This is a genomic window from Sphingobacterium spiritivorum (assembly GCF_016725325.1).
Taxonomy (GTDB): Bacteria; Bacteroidota; Bacteroidia; order Sphingobacteriales; family Sphingobacteriaceae; genus Sphingobacterium.
Window position 1 is genome coordinate 5,018,453 of sequence record NZ_CP068083.1, and the last position, 20,180, is coordinate 5,038,632.

The 20,180-nt window shown below is 42.2% G+C and carries 14 protein-coding genes; 5 read left to right on the forward strand and 9 right to left on the reverse strand.

The window, feature by feature from the left end; translation table 11 throughout:
• Window positions 1-19: 19 nt before the first annotated feature.
• From I6J02_RS21160 to I6J02_RS21170, 3 genes are read right to left on the reverse strand one after another with little or no spacing between them, the layout of a single operon-like run.
• Window positions 20-799 carry an SDR family NAD(P)-dependent oxidoreductase gene (locus tag I6J02_RS21160; RefSeq protein ID WP_201679738.1) on the reverse strand — a complete coding sequence of 260 codons (780 nt, stop codon included), beginning with the start codon at window positions 797-799 and terminating at the stop codon, window positions 20-22.
• Between the two features lie 11 nt (window positions 800-810).
• Window positions 811-1,989, reverse strand: a complete 1,179-nt coding sequence (dgoD, locus tag I6J02_RS21165) for a galactonate dehydratase (RefSeq protein WP_201679739.1) — start codon at window positions 1,987-1,989, stop codon at window positions 811-813.
• A 13-nt stretch (window positions 1,990-2,002) separates the two neighbouring features.
• Window positions 2,003-3,322, reverse strand: coding sequence for an aspartate aminotransferase family protein (locus I6J02_RS21170; RefSeq protein WP_201679740.1), 1,320 nt, complete (start codon window positions 3,320-3,322; stop codon window positions 2,003-2,005).
• A 237-nt stretch (window positions 3,323-3,559) separates the two neighbouring features.
• Here I6J02_RS21170 and I6J02_RS21175 point away from each other — a divergent pair, with 237 nt between their 5' ends.
• Complete coding sequence (locus I6J02_RS21175; protein WP_201679741.1) at window positions 3,560-4,372, forward strand: SMP-30/gluconolactonase/LRE family protein; 813 nt, start codon at window positions 3,560-3,562, stop codon at window positions 4,370-4,372.
• 100 nt (window positions 4,373-4,472) lie between these two features.
• On the opposite strand, the gene I6J02_RS21180 is transcribed toward I6J02_RS21175, so the two are convergent.
• From I6J02_RS21180 to I6J02_RS21205, 6 genes are all read right to left on the reverse strand, one after another.
• Window positions 4,473-5,108, reverse strand: coding sequence for a GntR family transcriptional regulator (locus I6J02_RS21180; protein WP_002994377.1), 636 nt, complete (start codon window positions 5,106-5,108; stop codon window positions 4,473-4,475).
• 110 nt (window positions 5,109-5,218) lie between these two features.
• On the reverse strand, window positions 5,219-8,014 hold the full coding sequence (locus tag I6J02_RS21185) for a hypothetical protein (RefSeq protein ID WP_201679742.1): 2,796 nt from the start codon (window positions 8,012-8,014) through the stop codon (window positions 5,219-5,221).
• 89 nt (window positions 8,015-8,103) lie between these two features.
• On the reverse strand, window positions 8,104-9,090 hold the full coding sequence (locus I6J02_RS21190) for a DUF4466 family protein (protein WP_201679743.1): 987 nt from the start codon (window positions 9,088-9,090) through the stop codon (window positions 8,104-8,106).
• 13 nt (window positions 9,091-9,103) lie between these two features.
• Window positions 9,104-9,502 (reverse strand): hypothetical protein, encoded by a 399-nt coding sequence (locus I6J02_RS21195; RefSeq protein WP_201679744.1) that lies wholly within the window; start codon window positions 9,500-9,502, stop codon window positions 9,104-9,106.
• A gap of 91 nt (window positions 9,503-9,593) precedes the next feature.
• Window positions 9,594-11,429 carry a RagB/SusD family nutrient uptake outer membrane protein gene (locus I6J02_RS21200; RefSeq protein WP_236582221.1) on the reverse strand — a complete coding sequence of 612 codons (1,836 nt, stop codon included), beginning with the start codon at window positions 11,427-11,429 and terminating at the stop codon, window positions 9,594-9,596.
• Between the two features lie 13 nt (window positions 11,430-11,442).
• Window positions 11,443-14,628 (reverse strand): SusC/RagA family TonB-linked outer membrane protein, encoded by a 3,186-nt coding sequence (locus tag I6J02_RS21205; RefSeq protein ID WP_201679746.1) that lies wholly within the window; start codon window positions 14,626-14,628, stop codon window positions 11,443-11,445.
• 612 nt (window positions 14,629-15,240) lie between these two features.
• Here I6J02_RS21205 and I6J02_RS21210 point away from each other — a divergent pair.
• Genes I6J02_RS21210 through I6J02_RS21225 form a run of 4 tightly spaced genes read left to right on the forward strand, consistent with a single transcriptional unit; the run spans window position 15,241 to window position 20,064 of the window.
• Complete coding sequence (locus tag I6J02_RS21210) at window positions 15,241-16,749, forward strand: PQQ-dependent sugar dehydrogenase (protein ID WP_201679747.1); 1,509 nt, start codon at window positions 15,241-15,243, stop codon at window positions 16,747-16,749.
• Entirely contained in the window at window positions 16,749-17,981 is a 1,233-nt protein-coding gene (locus tag I6J02_RS21215; RefSeq protein WP_201679748.1) for an Nramp family divalent metal transporter, read from the forward strand. Before I6J02_RS21210 ends, I6J02_RS21215 begins: the two co-directional genes overlap by 1 nt.
• 5 nt (window positions 17,982-17,986) lie before the next feature.
• Complete coding sequence (locus I6J02_RS21220) at window positions 17,987-19,006, forward strand: NAD-dependent epimerase/dehydratase family protein (RefSeq protein WP_201679749.1); 1,020 nt, start codon at window positions 17,987-17,989, stop codon at window positions 19,004-19,006.
• Window positions 19,006-20,064, forward strand: coding sequence for a dihydrodipicolinate synthase family protein (locus tag I6J02_RS21225; protein WP_201679750.1), 1,059 nt, complete (start codon window positions 19,006-19,008; stop codon window positions 20,062-20,064). Before I6J02_RS21220 ends, I6J02_RS21225 begins: the two co-directional genes overlap by 1 nt.
• The last annotated feature ends 116 nt before the right edge of the window (window positions 20,065-20,180 follow it).

Sequence of the window (20,180 nt, forward strand, 5' to 3'; positions counted from 1 at the left end):
ATTCAGGTTTGATTGGCGGTTAACTTTTTCTGCTGAGGGACAAACCTCCATCCATCAGAATGGTGCTTCCCGTGAGGTGTCTGTTTTTCGGATGGCATATCCAGACGACCTGATCAGCGACTTCTTCAGCTTCAATCAGCGCCCGTACCGGTACTGTTTCACGCGCCTGATCTGCCAGACCCGGATGCTGGCTCCAGACCTCCTTACTCAATCCGGCATTGACATAACCAGGAGCGACTTCATTAATTCGAATCCCGTGCGGAGCATATTCCAGTGCCATAGATTGACACAACATTCGTATGGCAGCTTTCGAAACTGAGTACGCTGGCAGATTCTGATGCACGACATGTGCAGCCCAGCTTCCCAGAAATACAATATTACCTGCACTCCCCTGCTGTACGATCTTGCGGGCAACCGCGTTTGCAAGGTAAAATGAACCGTTTAAGTTTACTTTTATCTCCTGATCCCATTCAGCGGTACTGATCTGTTGAAAATCTTTTAAAGTAACCGTTGCTGCATTTGCAATCGCTATATCTACCTTTCCCCAATATTGGACGACTGATTCTACCCACTGCTCCACTGCCGCTGCATCCTGTACATCCACCTGATCGTAGCTGCAGTAATATCCGACTTCCTGCAACCGGGCAAGTTGAGGAGCCGCTGCTTCAGCACTTAACCTGTCTCCAATAGCGACCCGTGCTCCCTGCATTGCAAAAGCTTTGACAGTCGCCAGACCTATATCCCCCAGCCCGCCGGAAATAAGTACTACCTGATTATTAAAGTAACTTTCTTTGTTCATCTGTATATTCTTTACCAGTCACCTACGCTGCCATCTTTGTAGAAGGTACGTTGTAACAGCTCTTGTTGAAAAGGATGCTTTTTGACTTCCTCCTCATTGATCTCGATTCCCAATCCCGGTTTTTGATTCGGAAGTACAATACGTCCTTCCTTCTGAACGGTAAATCCTTCGGATACCACATCCGAACGCCATTCCACATCACTATGGACACTTTCGCAGATAATATAGGAAGGACTGGAAAAGCCTAATTCTAACGATGCAGCTGTACTGACAGGCCCCTGTGGATTATGTGGAGCCATAGATACCCGGTAAGCTTCAGCCAGTGCACCTATACGACGGGCCTCAGTCAACCCTCCGCAATGGGTTATATCAGGCTGAATAACACTAACGGCTCTTTTTTCCAATAATTCCCGGAATGCATGTACACCTACCAGCCGTTCACCTGATGCAATCGGAGTCGTCACTGCTCGCTGAATAAGCGCAATATCTTCCATCGTCTCCGGCCAGCAAGGTTCTTCAAAAAAATACAGTCCATAAGGTTCCAGCGCTTTTGCAAACATCATCCCCATACGAGGGCTGGGGCGTGCATGGCAATCCACCATAATGTCGATCTGATCGCCGACAGCTTCCCGCATTGCACGTACACACGCTTCCGCATATTTGACGGGTTGTAATCCTTCCAGTGACATAGTCTCTGGTACGGCCATTGATTTGAATGCGGTAAAACCTTCTTCTACTGCCTGTAATGCTAATTCACCAAATCGTTTTGCATCTCCCGGAGCAGTTTCATAAAAATCTTCCATCTTACCTCCACCCAAATGGCAGTACAGACGAACATGGTCCCGCACACGGCCTCCCCATAGTTCATGGCATGGTACATTATGGATTTTACCAAGAATATCCCACAACGCAATATCAATCCCACTGATGGCCGTTCCCCGGACAATGCCGTTGCCATGCCAGAAATGCTGACGGTACATCATCTGCCAGAGGTGTTCTATACGTCTGGGATCTTCTCCGATAAGCAATTGTGAAATATCTTCAATAGCGCCAACAACACTTTTTGTATGCCATTCCAAAGTAGCCTCTCCCCAACCCCATAATCCGGGCTGATCCGTCACTACCTTTACAAAAATCCAGTTTCTCATCCGTGCATGGCACACATAAGTTTCTATAGCTGTAATTTTCATATATGTATTTTTGTTATAATTGATCTACTACTTTTCTGGTTTTCTCCAATGTCTCTTCAATATCTGCTACGGAATGGGCAAAAGATATACTTCCTTGTTTGATCGGAGCCGGGAAATTAAATATCCCTTCTTCGATCAGTTTCTTACGGTATACCGTATCCAACTGAAAATCATGATGATTGACAATATCATGAAAATCCACTGGTGCATGATCCATAAAATAGGTACAAAAGGCTGAACCCTGTCTTGCAATATAATGCGTAATTCCTTTACCTGTAAAAATATCTTTTAGTCCGTTTTCCAGCATTTCACCCAGGCGCTCCACATGACCGTACACATCATGTTCTGCTGAAGACAACTTTTGCAAAGTTGCAATAGCAGCTGCAGTTGTCAGCGGAAAAGCATTGAAGGTACCTGCAATCAGTACTCTTTCTTTCTTATCCGGATGCACAAAGTAGTCCATGTATTCCTTCTTGCCGGCAATCACCCCTAAAGGATAGCCATTGGCAACTGCTTTTCCAAAAGTAGACAGATCCGGTTTGATTCCACAGATAGACTGATATCCGCCAAGGGCGTGCCTGAAGCCTGTTTTTACCTCATCAAAAATAAGTAGAAAACCATTATCATCTGCCAATTTACGCAAACCTTCCAGATATCCTTCTTTAGGTTTTACAATTCCGACATTTTGTAAAATAGGTTCCAGAATAACACAGGCGATATCATACCTTTTTAGCAGGTAAGCTACAGAATCCAGATCATTGTAATTGACAATATGAACTAAAGAGCTATGTGCTTTGGGTACTCCTGCAGACGAAGAGTCAAATGGATATTCTCCGGGACTTACACGCGGACCAATATCTTCCAATGCACTGATTACATTACAGGAAACATCATTGTGCCAACCGTTGTATCCGCCCTGCATTACAATAATATGATCACGGTGCGTCACCGCTCTGGCTATCCGTATAGCGTGATAAGTGGCTTCAGATCCTGTAGTTGTAATCTGTATACTGTCTACTGTAGGTACTGACTGGCAGAATAAAGAAGCAAACTCTCCTTCCAGAGTAGTGGGGCCGGCTCCCATTAAGACAGCCTGATCGCTCAATGTATGCAGTACCGCCCGATTAACATCCGGATCATTATGCCCCAAAAAAGAAGCGGCAAATCCAGCCTGATAATCAATATACTCATTTCCGTCCAGGTCACGCACTTTACTGCCATTACCGCTTTTGAAACAAATGTTAGGTTCAGATTTTCTATTTAGGGACACAACTCCCCCGGGAATCCATTTTTCATTTTCCAGCAATATACCGGACGATTTAGATCTTGTCATATTAGATTGTCAATTATTTTTTACTTCTTGTCACTACTGTGAAAAATAATCACATGCGGTTATATGCTGTATGCCGGAATGGATGTACAATGGTTTTTAATATACACGTACAGATATCATAAGATCGTCCAATTCTGTATATTCAGGCTTATAACTAACTGATTAATTTGTATACTAAATTACATTATATTTGTATACAATTAAAATATATTTTTACTTTTTTATATTTGACCTGTTATGAACAACAACGCTACTACTATCCTGCTGAATGATCTCGCTTTTCCGGAAGGTCCTGCATTTGCCCCAAACGGAGATCTTTGGTTTGTAGAGCAGCAGCGAAATTGCCTGAGCCGATACCGTAACGGTATATTACATCGGCATCAAGTCGGCGGCAGACCTAACGGCATCGCTATAGATAACAGTGGTCTGATCTGGTTTTGTGATTCGGAACGCAATCAGATACGAACGTTCAACAGTCTGACTGAGAATCAGGAAGTAATCGTAAGCGAGGTGGAAGGCAACCCTTTAAACCTTCCTAATGATCTGGCGTTCGACAAAGACGGCAATCTACTCTTCACCTGCTCCGGAGACAGCCTTACCAAAGGTGACGGATATATATGCGCACTATCACCTGGAAAACAATTAAAGGTATTCCGAACCGTTTCTTTTTACCCAAACGGACTAGCTTTCAATGCAGACCACAGCAAGCTTTTTATTGCTGAAACCGGCACACACGATATCTGGAAAGGCAAATGGGACAGCCAGAACATGGAATGGACTCATCCCGTCCGCTTCACAAATACCGGAGGCCCTGTTGGTCCTGACGGGATGGCATTTGATGAAGAAGGTAACTTGTATATTGCCGTATACGGATCAGGAACGATACATCAGTATAATCCTCAGGGACAATTGTCAGCAAAAATACCTGTTGCAGGAAACAATCCGACAAACTGTGCATTTGATCCGAGTGGAACTCTGGGACTGGTTATTACAGAAGCAGAAAAGGGACTGCTGATCAGTTATCAGACAGCGTACAGAGGTATTTTATAGGGAAGGTATTATTTTATACAAGGTTGTGGAGTATAAAAAAGCCGGAAGATTTCTTTTCCGGCCGTCAATAATGTCTATACAGATGATTGTATCTAACAATTTAAAATTCAATAGATTCCTTCTCTCCTCTGTCAAGGTGCTCCAGCAACGTATCTATAGATTCTTTTAATTTACCCTCCTTAAGGTATTCGACTATTTTACGATGCTCTACCTCCGTCTGTTTATAGTCATCCATATGACTCAGAGCATTGCCCAGCTTTAGGTGAAACAACGGAATATTACTATTATGATAGATATGTAGCAGGCGTTCATTACCAGTAGATTCGATTATTTTTTCATGAAAACGGACATCCGCTTCACATGCGCCCCCATAATATCCTTTTTCTACCATAGAAGAAAAATCATCACAGATCAATTCAAGCTCTTTGATCACTGCTTTATCTCTTTTTGTAAACAAGATCTTGAGTGCACCGACTTCCAGAAGTTCACGCAGTTCACGGATATCCTTGATATCATCAGCTGTCATTTTTTTAACAAAACAACCTCCCTTTCCTCCAAACTCAACAAGCTGCTCTCCGGCCAAACGCATAAAAGCCTCACGGATAGCGACCCGACTCACACTTAATTTGTCTGCCCAGAAACTCTCGATCAGTCTGGCACCACCAACAAGCTGATTGGACAATATTTTTTTCCTGATTTCTAAATACGCTTTATAAGACAACGAGTCTTCCTTCATATTGTATACAATTTAATATCAAAAATAAGAATACATCTTGTATTTATTGCAATAATAAAATGCATTCCTGTAACTTACTAAAAAAAATAAATGACAGCACAAACAATAAATTAATTATTATTCAACCTTATCTCATTTGCTCCATATTTTCTTCCGGGGGTAAACTGCAGAACAGTTCCCTGGGATTCATAACGGATAACATGTTTACCCGCATCAACCGGAATATTTGTATCTGAAACCGGCTGTCCGGATTGAATATTCCAAAATCCTTCCTTCAACCCGGCAAGAATGATTTTGTATTTTTTATCTGCCGGAACTGTTATTTCAATCGGTTCACTGATCAGCTGTCCGCCTTTACTGATACAGACAATACGATCATCCAGCCGGATCACATAATAAGCTGCCCTTTCTTCATACTGAAGAGGCAACGGAACGGATTGCCCTTCTACCATCTGAAAAACCGTCAGAAAACGATCTTGTTGATTTTTCTGCTCAGGTGTAACCATGATACGGTATGCACGTGCTTCCGGCCAGTTTGATTTAACGTCATAATCATCCCCAAAAACCTGATTAGCTTTTTCACCGCTCAAAACGCTGACCAACCTGTGCTCAGGCTTAGGCAACAACATATTGACATAGGTTTTCCCGGTCCTTCCTTCCAATTCACTATGCAACACCAGTTGTCCCCGCTCTTCTTTGGGCACATTCAGCGTATTGATCTGCCAGTATTTCTTAAAGGCCGGATCATTCACTTTCATATCATCCGTTAGAATAATAGCTGCAGGTACATCTTTACGATTCAGATCAAGAAAAAGAAAACCGCGGGTATAGCTATTCATTTTAGAAGTATATGCAGCTGTGAGATCTATATTGTAATAACTAAAATCCGGTGAGATAGGGTCAGCGCCTACAGCAGCGGAGCGTACGAAACCAACATTGTACCAGGGATCGGTCTTTGCCTCTGTCGCTGTTCTCGGAAAACGCTGACTGAAACGTGTACCACCATCATTCGTTTTTGTTCTGAACAATAGTTTTTCCTGAGGATCTACAGCCAGCATCATACTGTGAGAAACCGAGCGCTTGTTAAAATTAAAATCATAAGGCGAACCATAAGACAAATACAACCCGAGATCTCCGACCTGAATACCGTGATAATAAATCTGCAAAGCTCCAGCATCTGCATGCTGATGATTCCCAAAATGATAACCACCACCTTTTATTTCAGCAATTACATCACTACTATTACGATCCATATTCCATCCGGTACGCGCAACCATAGCTCCCAATACCGGGCCAAAATTCTTTGTCTTAGGAAGTTGATTCAAATTATTGTCCGGCTTAAGCAACGGATCATTTAGCAACAGAAATAAAACCGGATTGTCCGGCAATGCGCCTTGCTTATAAAACTCGGCTTTGATCAGAGGATTTTGAGAATATGCATAACACAGCAACATAGTTTGGGGATTTTTCCAGTAAAAATTAGTACTGGAAGCATATTTGACATTGAACATATCGCCATCCCGTAACATTTTACCATCTGGTGTGCGCATATACAGCCAGTAATAAGGCATATCTTTGATATTATCATCAAATACCTCCTGTCCGGTCATCCTGTAATAGAACCATACCGCATGCATTTCCCAGCCGAAGCGATATCCACCATAATCTATTCCCTGATTGTGTCGTGGAGACTGATATTCAAATTTACGCATAGGCACCAGTTGCTCTAATACGGTGTACGACACATATTGATAGGGCAACGGATCCTCATCATATATAGCTATACTCATAGCTAACAGATCTCTGCAGATCTGTGCTTCATTACCATGTCCGTTAATAATGCTTTCCTGACCATAGAATGGAGGCCAGCCGATTTCCATATCATCCGCTAAGCGATACATATGCCGACGAATATGCGCCCGCTGCTCGGCCGTCATCAGATCATAGCACCAGTCGTACACAACTGCTGACGTGTAGATAGCACGTCCAATCTCACGGGTAATGTCTCCGTAAGTAATATTTCCGAATTCCAGCACAGAAAGGTAATCTGAAACCAGACGAACAGCTTCTTTTCCAACAGACTGATCCCCTGACATCAGATAATAAAAAGCTTTTGTCTCTATATTTTTCTCCAGAGTTTCATTATGAAACTGTTCCTGTTCAGGATGGATATTGAAGGTAAAAGCTGCAGTAGCTGCTGCTTTTACTTTCTCCCATTCAGGTCTGTTCTCTTCGCTGTTTAATCTGTTTTTGACCGTCACCAGACTTTCTTCATTGACCCATATACGGGGTCTGCTTTTGGGAGGTACAATAGCAGGCTTATAATGAAGGGCTTCATCAGGGACCTGAGGAGCTTCAAAACTCCGGATTTTAATCTTCTGAAACCGGACATATTCAGGTAGCCACATCTTTATCTGATGCCGACCCTTTTTCAGCTGAAACTTGCCAAGTGTTTGCCGGCCCCCCATATGCGCATCAAACAAGATACGGCTGGTAGGCCGCTCTTCATCGATCTGCATTTTAACATTCTGCGTCATGCGACCCGTCTTATCCTCTCTTTTTAAAACCTCCGGATCTGATGGTTCAACTACAGTTTCCAACGTATATTTACCATCCGCAGGAATATCTACTTTGAAAATTACATCATACTTATAATCAATTTTTTGTATTGAACTCTTAATGTTATTCTTTAACACTATATAAGCTTCTGGCGACTTATTTTCTTTAGATCTTATTACGGTGTGTGTATTGATACCAGCATCAGAAGCACGGTATACTTTTTCGTATACGGACAAAGCAGATGATTGTGCATGTACGGATACGACAGACACAGCTATCAGCGTGAATAATGTTAGGATAAAGGGGATACGGCAATATTTCTTCGTTAAGGATCTTTGGCTGTACATATTCTACTTGTTGAAACAAATTAATAAACCGAACTTCCTTTCTGTGGAAAGGAAATCCGGATTAAACAATCAAAACAATTATACTGAAATTAGTTCATTGATAATCTTTTCATACTGATTTTCAATTCTTTTGTTGCATCAGTTGAACTGTTTATATACACATATGCCCTGTATTTCTTATCCGCTGTCTCCACCCACAATCCACCTTCATTACGTACATTGACAGCGAAATCAGGAGCATCTGTAAAGTCTTTCTGTATCAGATCCAGATCATCCACAAAAACTCCGTATTGCAGACGTGCCAACTGCTGATCACGTACTGTCCACGCTTTAATCAGCTTTGTGTTATTTTTAACTCCCGCCGGCAACGTTATTCCCGGCAAATAAATAGCATTAGCAGACGGAGCCACTACAGCGTGTTTAAAATCTATATTCGGAATAATACGATACAGGTACACCAAATCTATTTTATCCGGATTCTGAGCCGCATACGCAGCATCATATACCGCCATATCAGCAATCGAGATATAGCAGGCCTGTGCATCCTTAGCGACCAGATCCAGTTTCATATCCATTTTACGGATATCATAAGGACCAAGATTATAGGTAACTGTCTGTCCGTTGCTGGCTTTTGCTGAAAACTTAAAAGAAACAGTCTTTCCACGGGCTTCTTCCGGTATTTTATAATAATAGCGTAAGGTAGCAGCACTTGTATCTCTTGAGAAATTGACTGTAGTGGCCGTACCGGTAGTCACGGAAGGATCGCCAATCTGAACACCTACATCTATTCCCGAATTATTTGTATAATACGACTTATTATCCAGATAAGTACCACTAGCTCCGGCAATGGTTGCTTCCACTGTAGCCGAGACTATTTTACCTTCTGTCGGCAAAAGTGCCATTGCGTAGGCGAATTCAATATTTGTCCCAACTACATTAGGCCCCATTGATCGCTTGATCACATCGTTATGCAATCCGGATTCCGCCTCTGGAATCTGATAGGAATCTTCTTTACATGCTGTTACAAACAGGGTAAGCATGCTAACGATTCCTATATAATATATTAATTTCTTCATCTTTATCAGTTTTTTACTGTTTAACAGTCAATGTAACGGTATATTCTTTTCTCACCTTACGATTACCTGATACTACCGTCCATTTGCGTGGACTGCTCAGGTTAGAAAAATCCTCTTTACCGACGATTTTTGGATCTAATAAGGCATCTGCCACTAAGCTAAACTGCGGGTAAAGGTTCCGAAGATCAGTACCGAACATCACTTCTACCTTTATAGTTTGCGCTACGGTATCGATTACTGCAGCTTTGGTACGTACAGTTTGAAAATCAGCGCCCAGCAATTCAAAATTACTGACGTAACATTCTGCCCTGTTTGTGATCAGCAGCCCGTCTCCATCCATTGGATAGTCTTTTTGACAGCCTGCCACCAAGATGCACAATGTAAATAAAAGGCCTTTTATAATATTTTTCATCTGTCTATAATTTATTTTTTAATGTTGATGAAACGCTCAGATCTTTCTTTTGAAACATCCTGATGATTTCATATTGATATCGATTAATATATTATCTCCAGGGAATATTCTGTGTGAGACGGCTGTTGCGGTCACGTTCTGTCTCCGGAATCTGATAAATATAACACCGTTGGTAAGTGAGCTCCGGCTCGTTAAAGAAAAAGCGCTCCCAATTGTTGCCATAGGTATCCTGAAACCATTTTCCATTGCCATAAGCAGCTCCAAACACCTTTTCTATGGTTCTCCAGCGTCTCAGATCGAAAGCCCGCTGACCTTCACCAAATAACTCCACAATACGTTCCTGCTCTATTGCATCAAAGAATGCTTGCTTAGAACTGGTTTTTGTACTGGAAAGAGCCGGCAGATTACCTCGACGACGCACTCTGTTTACCAGGTCTATTGCATCAGCCTGTGGTCCGCCTACCTCATTTGTAGCCTCTGCATACATCAGGAATACGTCAGCCAGACGCATCATCGGCCAGTTGTAGTCTCCCGAACTTCTGTTTTGACCGCCATAATTACGCACAAACTTACGTGTCTCAATACCCGACAGATTGGTACCGTTATCATTAAATGAAGTATAGCGAACTCCATCTATAGTGACTGCTGCACCCCATGTCTTGTAAATAAAAGGAACATAACCTGTTAATTCCGTTGTACCCATTCCCATGATTTTCTCATAATCCCAAAGCAAAGTTGCTTTCATCCGATAATCCCGGTTACGGTAAGATTCCGGATTAATTGCCGAATTAGGCATCGTACGTGCACCCGCTACTGTTGGGGCAACTTGTATCATGGGTGGCAGAAAATCTCCCGTAATAGTTGATTGATAACGATTGGCGATCTCATAACGGGCTACTACCTGATTTTGAGATAAACCTACAGACACACCGGTCCATACACGCATATACTCTTCACTCTGACCTGTACCGTTCCCGCCGTGCGTCAATACCATGATCATCTCTCCGTCGGTATTTGGGTTTCCTGTAGACGGGATAAACATGTAATAATAGTTTGGCAGCACGTCGGCCTTTCCCATTTCTCCCCATTCGCCCGGCTCACCATTCCGGAACAGCCGTAATCCGTAATCATTAATAACCTTTTTAAAATCCTCTGCAGCACCACGGTATGCTTCCTGGGCTACAGCTGCAGATGGGGTAAAACGTTCCAGCTCCGGCCAGCCATTTTTATTCCAGGATCCCCAGAATAACTGCAGCTTACCCCGGAAAGCTAACGCAGCCGGTTTGGCTGCACGACCTATCGTCGCACCTTTCACTGGCAGTTTATCATATGCATAAGTAAAATCGGCCATAATGGAATCTTTGATCCGTGCAATAGGCATCCGTGATGCCGTATCCGCTTCTATAGGATCACGCAGTATATGTGAAAAATACGGCACATCTCCCCAAAGCGAAATCAATCTGAAATAAGCAATACCTCGTAACAGTTTTGCTTCCCCGGCTATTGCTTCCAGATTTTTAAGCGAAGTCTCCGTCTTTGCATTTGGCAGCATCAGCTTATTGATATTCTCAATCACATAATTGGAATGTGTAATCGAGCCATATAATGCACGGTACAATGCTGAAGCACCACCACCATAGTTACTCGGACTATTCACCGTCATCGTAATCGGTGCAGCTCCTACATTCCATACCTTCAGAAAATCGCCGTGTCCGTCAAAATGATAATCCCGGTCAAAGCAGGGGCGAAAAACAGCGTAATTCCCCATTAGCGCACTCAATGCATCATCCTCACTTGCCCAAAATGTCTGTGTACTCGGTGCCGTTGTAGGTACCTGATTCAGCAGATCCTTGCGACATGATGACAATCCTGTCACAGTTGCGATTATAACACTAAAAACAACTGTTATATTTAATTTCGTTCTCATCCTTATAAATCTCTTATAGTTCCACATTCAGTCCTAACACAAAAGTTTTGGTAATGGGATATGCATCATTTGCATACGAACTTTTCTCCGGATCTAATCCTTTGAAACTCGTAATTACAGCCAGATTATCAGCTGATCCGTATACCCTTAGTTTATTGACACCCATACGCTTTACCAACCCCTTACTAAAGGTATATCCAACCTGTATATTCTTGACTCGCAGATAAGACAGATCCTGTAACCAATGTGTACTCAGGTAATTGCTGGTACTTGTCGATCCCAATGTACTTGGCAACAATCTTGGATAGTCAGCATCTCTGTTATCCAGATTCCAGGTATTATTCCACTGATCCTCAGTGATAGCCTGATTAGTGGTACCGATAAACGGACTATTAATTCTGTTCATCCAAAACTCTTTACGTCCGGTTGCTCCCTGAAGCAGGAAGGCGAAGTCAAATCCTTTCCAGCTTGCACTTCCTCTCAACGCATAGTTAGTACTTGGTCTTCCTAATTGCGATTTAGGGTAAGCTACACGGTCATTGATATCGATCTTACCATCTCCGTTTACGTCCTTGATCAGCACATCTCCAGGAGAAGCTCCCTGAGGAGCAGCTTTATAGACATCTTCCCAGGTCTGAGCAATCCCCAATGACTCAAAGGCATACACAAAATTATAAGGCATATCGAGGAAAGTGGAGCCTTTAGGTAATTGTTCATTCCAGGACAGCAGACGGTTTGAGTTTTTAGAAAAATTGAAATTGACCATATACTGGAAGTCTTGCTTACGATCTGTCCATGTCAGATTGGATTCTACCCCCCTGTTGCGCATATCTCCAATATTTCTTCTCGGAGCAATGTATGCACCGCTCAGGTGGATGGAAACATCTGAAGGTCGGTTCATTCCTTTAGTGAGACGATCATAATAATCTACCTCCCAGGAAAGTCTGTTATTGAAGAAAACAAGATCCATCCCCAGATTCAGTACATTTGTACGTTCCCAGGTCAGGTTATAGTTAATAAATTTCTTATTCGTAAGACCAATAACAGGAACTCCACCAGAAATATAATTACTTGCAGTCAGCAATTCCTGCTGTTCATATCTCCCCACGCCACTGTTATTACCTAATGCACCATATGAAGCACGTAACTTACCTGTGCTCAGCGCTATTTTAGATTTCAGATCCGAGAAGAAACTTTCTTCCGTAAAACGCCATCCTGCAGATGCTGAAGGGAAAAAGCCATACTGATCTCCTTTGAGAAATTTAGAAGATCCGTCTACACGGAAATTTGTTTCTAACAGGTACTTATTGAATGCAATATATCCAATACGACCTATGTAGGAACGCAGTCCTTCATTATCGGAAGAACCTCCTGTAGTCTGCACATTATTCAATGCACCATCTATTTCATGCAATAATGGGTTCAGACGATCCCCTCTGCTGGCAGAGAGATAGCGGTCGCTCCAGAATTCTTCACTGTAGGCCCCCATAACAGAAAGATCATGATCACCGAATTTACGTTCATAGTTTAATCTTCCCGTCAATTGGGTTTTATACCCTTCTCTGTCTACATTATAAATAGGCTCATTATTTCCAACATAGATCCTTGGGCCCCAGTCGTCTAACTGAAAATTATATGCGCGTGTGGGCAGATCCGCACGCCAGTCAAATCTGTTGTTATATTTTAAGGAATAGTCAACATGGGCGGTAAATCCCTGAAAAGGTTTCCAATCCAGGTATCCATTCAGATACGCTTCTTTCTGATTCATGGTATTCCTGTTGCGGACCAGATAATCCGCATAAGGATTGGTAGACTGTGAGCTTTCATTATAAGCCATAGCACCACCATAATAACCTGTCACAGGATCAAAAGGCAGAATACCGGCAGGTGCTGTAAAAATATCCAGACCATTCGGACTATTTGCAGTCATCCCCTCTTCATAATTATAATGATATTTGGACCAGTTACCTGAAAATTTAACACCGGTATTAATGGTATTAGTCACCTTCAGATCAAAGTTGAATGCCGCATTGTAGCGTTTGAAATCATTTTCGATCTGAATACCTTTTTCATCCAGCGCCCCGAAAGAGACGTAATAGTTTGAATTTTCACCTCCACCGTTTACCGATACATTATAGGTATTGGATTTTCCGTCGCGAAGGATCACATCCCACCAGTCGGTATTCGGATAGCGCTTGGGGTCTATCATACTCAGTGCAAGCCATTGATCTATGGTTCCGTTTTTAAATTGAAAGTTTCCCGGCAAGGTCGTGGCAGCCTGCGCGCGCTGTGTGGCCGTCAATGCCTTTGCGTAATTACTCAAAAATTCAAAACTCTGTGTTGGTTTCACCAGGGTCCAGCTTCCTGAAGCGCTTATTTTAGGTTTAGCATTTCGATTTCCGGTCTTTGTTGTAATCAGAATAACCCCGTTAGCAGCCCGGGAACCATACACAGAGGCTGAAGCAGCATCTTTTAATACCGACACACTCTCCACGTCATTGATATTAATCCGGTTGAGACTGACATCCGGCATTCCGTCTACGACGATCAATGGTCCGGCATTATTGACTGTTCCCAATCCGCGAATCATGAGGTCTGCAGCATTATTTCCTGCCATTCCTGAATTCTGACTTACAGCTAATCCGGGAAGTAGTCCTTGTAAAGCTGAAGAAACATTAGACATGGACCTGCTTGTTACAGCTTCATCGATCTTCACCGAAGCCACTGAACCGGTCAGATTGACCTTCTTCTGTGTACCGTAGCCGACAACGACCACTTCATCCAGCTCTTCCAGTGAAGTCTGCAGTGTAACGGATGCAGCATCTTTAGCGTCCTTTACCTGTGACAGAAAACCAATAAGTCTGAACTGCAGTTTATCAGATGGTGCTGCTACAATGCTGAAACTACCATCTGCCTGTGTCAGTGCAACGACATTACTGGTCAGATTTCGGACTTCTACACTTCCCAGTCCGTTTCCATTGCCGTCTGCGACCTTCCCTTTGACTGTTGTCTGTTGAAAAGAAGTAGCAAACACCTGTATTCGATCTGTCACACCTAAAGCATGCGGATCTTTAACAGGATGAGTCCCCGTAGCGAAAGTAAAAGAAGGGCTAAGTGCCAGAAGTTGAATAACTGGAATGATAAAAAGATGGTTTTTTGTTTTACCAAAAAGCCTGTTCCGGTTAATGTTTGTTTTCATTATTTATCATGGTTTATAATTGTAAACATTTTGAAAATTTACTGGACCCGTCATCCAGACTGATAAAAAGAGATCATTTTATCTTGACAATAAGGTAATTATCTAGTGATCATAGGCCTCCTTTCCATAGGTAATTATCGGTTTATCGATTTTCAGGTAACATTTTTACTTTTTTCTCTCCTATGATCACTGCCTTATTTTTTAACCTGCGCTAAATAAACAGTAAGGAATGGTATGAGATAAAAAAGTACTGTAAAATACTGTCGGTTCTCCATAATTTAGGATATAAGTATATCCTTTCATAAACATTATTTCAACAATAATGTATACAATTATATCAATAATTTGTAAACAACAAAAATTATTTATTTATTTTTTTCATTTAGAAAGAATCAAACCTCAAACCTATCTATCAGAAGAAATCAAATCGTATATTTCTACTTCAGATCATATAAGCATTTGTAACAGCATATTTAATATTGTAAACAAATAAAGTTTAAAATTGTATACAATATTATTTGATTTTCTCAGATTAATATTTACATTTGACTCAACAATTGAGGCATTATCTTTTACCTGAGGAGAGATGCCCGTAAACCTGAAATTTGATACATGCTTAAATTTAACCTCTTTATTATAGTTGCTGCTAGTGTGTTTATAGCATCCTGTGGACCTGAAAAACTACCGGAAAACGTCGAATTTGTGCAATTACAGCAGACTGTATTGTCATTGACAAAAGAAGCAGACAGTCTGGATGTTCCCTGGGATTTACAATATGATAAGGCCGCTCATGCGATTATATTTTCGGAAATAGCCGGCAAAATCAAAAAACTGGATATTAAAACATCAAAAGTTGAAAACCTGATGACTATCCCGGAAGTATATCATCAACGTACACTGGGATTACTGGGAATGGCTTTATTGCAGGAAAAAGACACTCCTTCTTATCTGTATCTTTCTTATACATCCAAATCCAAAGACAGCATATTTTCAAATCTGGTGCGTTATGATTACAGCACAACCAGTAAACTGAGCAATCCCAAGACACTGCTCAAAATCCCCGGAAATACGGGACATAACGGCTCCCGCATAATAATAACACAAGATCAGAAAATAATCTGGGCTACAGGTGATGCGGCCAGCGATACGTATGCACAGGATAGCACCTCTCTCAACGGTAAGATTCTGCGCCTCAATCCGGACGGATCTATCCCGAAAGACAATCCGATCCCAGGCAGCTATGTCTATGCATGGGGATTCAGAAATATGCAGGGACTGACACAGTCTCCTTCCGGAAATATCTACACTTCAGAACATGGTGATGCTATAGAAGACGAAATAAACCTCATACGCCCCCTGCACAACTATGGCTGGCCACAGATAGAAGGTATGCACGATACGGAAACGGAAAAAGCGATTGCTAAAAAATCTCTGCGTACAGAGCCTGTCCGCTCATGGACACCGGTTATCGCCCCGGCAGGACTGGCTTACTATGACCATGATGCTATCCCGGAATGGAAAAACTCATTGCTGTTAACGACACTGAAAAGTCAGTCTTTACGCATACTGAAACTCTCGGGTAACGGCAACCGCATTACAGATGAAGATATAGTATTTGCAGACAAGCTCGGCCGGCTGAGATCCGTACTGGTTCTGCCTAATGGGGACATTTATTTTTGCAGCAGCAACAGGGACTGGAACCCACAAAAGGGATTTCCGAAACCTGACGATGATGTAATTTATAGATTAAGTAAAACAGATGTACGTCCCGAAAAAACCATCAAACCGACAAAGCCTGTTGCTCCGACGACTAAAAGTGGTCAGGAATTGTATAAAGCCTATTGTGCTTCCTGTCATAAGGAAGATGGCAGCGGTGTACTATCCTCCTTTCCTCCTCTGAAACAATCCACCCTTGTCAACGGAGCTCCTGATCCGCTGATCCATATTCTGTTAAAGGGATTAACAAACAAAAATACAGGCAAAGTGCAATATGAAGGTGCAATGCCCTCCTTTTCCTTTCTTCAGGATGAAGAGATTGCATCTATTGCGACTTATATCCGCAGCAATTTTAACAACAAGGCAAGTGCCATCTCTGCTATCCAAGTAAAATCTAACCGATAATGTCAACACAACCTACAAACTCTCCGAAGGCTAAGATACACTGGCTTTCTGTGCTCGGCCCCGGTATTATTACCGCAGCACTGGTATTTGGTCCGAGTAAAATGACCATTACTTCTAAAATGGGTGCCGACTATGGCTACGACCTGCTATGGGTTATCATTCTGGCCATTTTCTTTATGATGGTCTTCACGACTATGGCCGCAAGGATAGGTGCTCAGAATAGGGAATCGCTGCTTACCCTGATAAGAAATAAATTCGGAAAGCCTGTAGCTATATTTATTGGTCTGGGGATATTTCTGGTCGCCATATCATTCCAGTCAGGCAATTCTACCGGTGTGGCCATATCAGTAGGTGAAGCCACAGGATCCAATCCGAAAATCTGGATAGTGGTATTCAATGTTGTCGGGATTCTATTGTTATTCTTTCGTTCCTTTTATAAAGTACTGGAAAAACTTATGTTGGTATTGATTATCATCATGTTATTTTCATTTCTTACGACCGCTATACTTGTACAGCCTAATCTGATCGATATGAGCAAAGGAATTATTCCTAGCATACCAGATGGCTCGATGGTACTCATTATTGCATTTATCGCCTCCTGTTTTTCACTTGTGGGTGCCTTTTATCAATCTTATCTGGTACAGGAGCGTAAAAAAATGGTTACTTCCGATCAGCAAAATGGCACAGAAATGCTTGGAAGTCGGGTCGGCATTATTATTCTGGGCATCATGAGTACAGGCGTATTGGTATGTGCGGCTAATATTCTGCATCCTCAAGGCATCAAAGTTAACTCAGCGACTGAAATGGGGAAAGCCTTAGAACCTTTATTCGGAGACTATGCTTCTCAGTTATTTTATATCGGACTGTTCGGAGCATCCTTTTCTTCCCTGATCGGAAATGCGGTATTGGGAGGTTCTCTTTTAGGCGATACATTCGGATATGGCAACAATCTGAATAATAAAATGGTTAAATTATTTATTTCCATTGTCATGATTTTTGGGTCTGTTATCGCACTTGTATTTGGTAAACTTCCTCTTGAGCTGATTGTCTTTGCGCAGAGTATTACCACCCTACTCGTTCCGTTTATCGGCTTCACTTTATATCTCATAGGGAATGATAAAACGCTGATGAAGGAACGTGTCAACTCTACATCAACCAAAATATGGGGTGCTTTGGGTCTGATCCTGATTATAGGTCTGGCTATAAGTAACCTGATCACTTTAATAAAATAAAGCATATGAACAGAGACTTAGTTCAATTAGAAGAAGAGATTCTGACTCCTTCTGCTGCATTAATTGCAGATATCAAACGTATAGAAGGTGATATTATGCTCCTCGGTATAGGGGGCAAAATGGGACCAAGCATGGGCAGACTGGCTGTACGTGCCATCCGCGAAGCCGGATTATCAAAACGAGTAATTGGTGTTTCCAGATTCTCAGATAACAAGGTTAAATCAGAATTAGAGGCTTATGGCATCGAAACCATATCCTGCAACCTCCTCAATCCGGAAGAATTGAAACAGCTCCCTCAGATACCTAATATTATTTACCTAGCCGGACACAAATTCGGCACCACAGGAAATGAAGATTTTACATGGGCGATGAATACTTATCTGCCGGGCATGGTTGCTCAGCATTTCAGGAATTCTAAAATTGTCGCCTTTTCTTCCGGAAATGTACTTCCCTTTGTCCCGGTCACATCAGGAGGCGTATCGGAAGAATCTTCACCGGAGCCTGTCGGAGAGTATGCACAATCCTGTCTGGGACGGGAAAGGATTTTCCAGTATTTCTCAAAAAAGAACCAGACAGATGTACTGATCTACAGACTCAACTATGCGGTAGACTTTCGTTATGGAGTATTGGTAGAAATTGCCAAAGCAGTTCTTCAGGATAAACCTATCGATCTGCGGACTGAAAATGTAAATGTAATCTGGCAGGGAGATGCCAATGAAATTGCTTTGCGCTCCTTACTACATTGCGAAGCTCCGGCGAAGATGCTCAATGTAACCGGTCCGGAAACGTTATCTACACGTTGGGTTGCGGAACGATTTGCAGCGATATTTGGTAAAACAGTACATTTTGAACATGAGCCGGCCGGTACAGCTCTTCTCAACAATGCTTCCGAATGTCACCGTCTGTTTGGTTATCCTAGAGTCACTATCCGTGAAGCTATAGATATCACAGCCAAATGGCTTACTGAAGGAGGTGAACTCTTCAATAAGGACACCCATTTTCAGGAGAGAGGAGGAAAATTTTAATGAAAAAATTAGATCCTGTCTTAAAAAAGCTTTTACACGAAGGCACTGTCATTCCTGCACATCCGCTAGCCTTGCATGAAGATCGCAGTATCGATGAAGAAGGTCAGCGTCTGTTGTCCAGATACTATATGGCGAGTGGTGCCGGAGGTATCGCAGTAGCGGTACATTCGACTCAGTTTGAAATTCGCGATCCGAAGATCAATCTCTTCGAAACCGTACTTCAGTGGGCAGCAGAAGAAGTACAAAAAGCAGACTTAGAACGCCCCTTTATTAAAGTAGCGGGTATCTGCGGACCTACAGAACAAGCTATACGGGAAGCAGAGACTGCTGTACGATACAACTATGACATTGGCCTGCTGAGTATGGGTGGATTGCAGGACTGGACGGAAGAACAGATTCTGGATCGGGTACGCAAAGTCGCTGCTATCATTCCTGTATTTGGCTTTTATCTACAGCCATCCGTAGGCGGAAGAATATTCTCGTATGCATTCTGGCAGGAATTTGTAGAGATTGACAATGTAGAAGCCATTAAATGTGCTTCGTTCAACCGCTACCAGACTTTAGATGTAATGCGGGCACTGGCCAATTCATCCCGAAGAAATGATGTTGCTATGTATACCGGCAACGACGACAATATTATTGCTGATTTGCTATCGGCTTACCGGTTTACTGTAAACGGAGAGCGTATAGAAATTAACTTTAAAGGAGGTCTGCTTGGTCACTGGGCTGTATGGACGCAGAAGGCTGTGGCGCTGATGGAAGAAATAAAGGAATACCGTAAACACAAAACCAATGAAAAAGCAGACGATCTGCTATCCCGAAATATAGAAGTGACCGATGCCAATGCTGCATTTTTTGACCCTGCACACCACTTTCATGGGTGTATCCCCGGCATTCATGAAGTATTGAGACGACAAGGCCTGATGAAAGGTATATGGTGTCTCAATCCAAATGAAAAACTGTCCACCGGACAAAAAGAAGAAATTGACAGGATATATATGGAATATCCACATCTGAATGATGATAAATTCGTTCAGGAATTTTTAAAGAAGAACTAAAAAAGAGAAGGTGACTCAAAAGGTCACCTTCTCTTTTTTAATATCATTATCCTGATCTGGTTTAAGAATTCAAGACCAAAAATATAAGGCTAACTCCTTTTCTGTAATTGACAGTT

Coding starts and splice junctions, on each gene's coding strand:
- I6J02_RS21225 (WP_201679750.1), top strand. CDS start 19,006: ATGAAAAAATTAGATCCTGTCTTAAAAAAGCTTTTACACGAAGGCACT.
- I6J02_RS21210 (WP_201679747.1), top strand. CDS start 15,241: ATGCTTAAATTTAACCTCTTTATTATAGTTGCTGCTAGTGTGTTTATA.
- I6J02_RS21215 (WP_201679748.1), top strand. CDS start 16,749: ATGTCAACACAACCTACAAACTCTCCGAAGGCTAAGATACACTGGCTT.
- I6J02_RS21190 (WP_201679743.1), bottom strand. CDS start 9,090: ATGAAGAAATTAATATATTATATAGGAATCGTTAGCATGCTTACCCTG.
- I6J02_RS21220 (WP_201679749.1), top strand. CDS start 17,987: ATGAACAGAGACTTAGTTCAATTAGAAGAAGAGATTCTGACTCCTTCT.
- I6J02_RS21170 (WP_201679740.1), bottom strand. CDS start 3,322: ATGACAAGATCTAAATCGTCCGGTATATTGCTGGAAAATGAAAAATGG.
- I6J02_RS21185 (WP_201679742.1), bottom strand. CDS start 8,014: ATGTACAGCCAAAGATCCTTAACGAAGAAATATTGCCGTATCCCCTTT.
- I6J02_RS21175 (WP_201679741.1), top strand. CDS start 3,560: ATGAACAACAACGCTACTACTATCCTGCTGAATGATCTCGCTTTTCCG.
- I6J02_RS21200 (WP_236582221.1), bottom strand. CDS start 11,429: ATGAGAACGAAATTAAATATAACAGTTGTTTTTAGTGTTATAATCGCA.
- I6J02_RS21195 (WP_201679744.1), bottom strand. CDS start 9,502: ATGAAAAATATTATAAAAGGCCTTTTATTTACATTGTGCATCTTGGTG.
- I6J02_RS21205 (WP_201679746.1), bottom strand. CDS start 14,628: ATGAAAACAAACATTAACCGGAACAGGCTTTTTGGTAAAACAAAAAAC.
- dgoD (WP_201679739.1), bottom strand. CDS start 1,989: ATGAAAATTACAGCTATAGAAACTTATGTGTGCCATGCACGGATGAGA.
- I6J02_RS21180 (WP_002994377.1), bottom strand. CDS start 5,108: ATGAAGGAAGACTCGTTGTCTTATAAAGCGTATTTAGAAATCAGGAAA.
- I6J02_RS21160 (WP_201679738.1), bottom strand. CDS start 799: ATGAACAAAGAAAGTTACTTTAATAATCAGGTAGTACTTATTTCCGGC.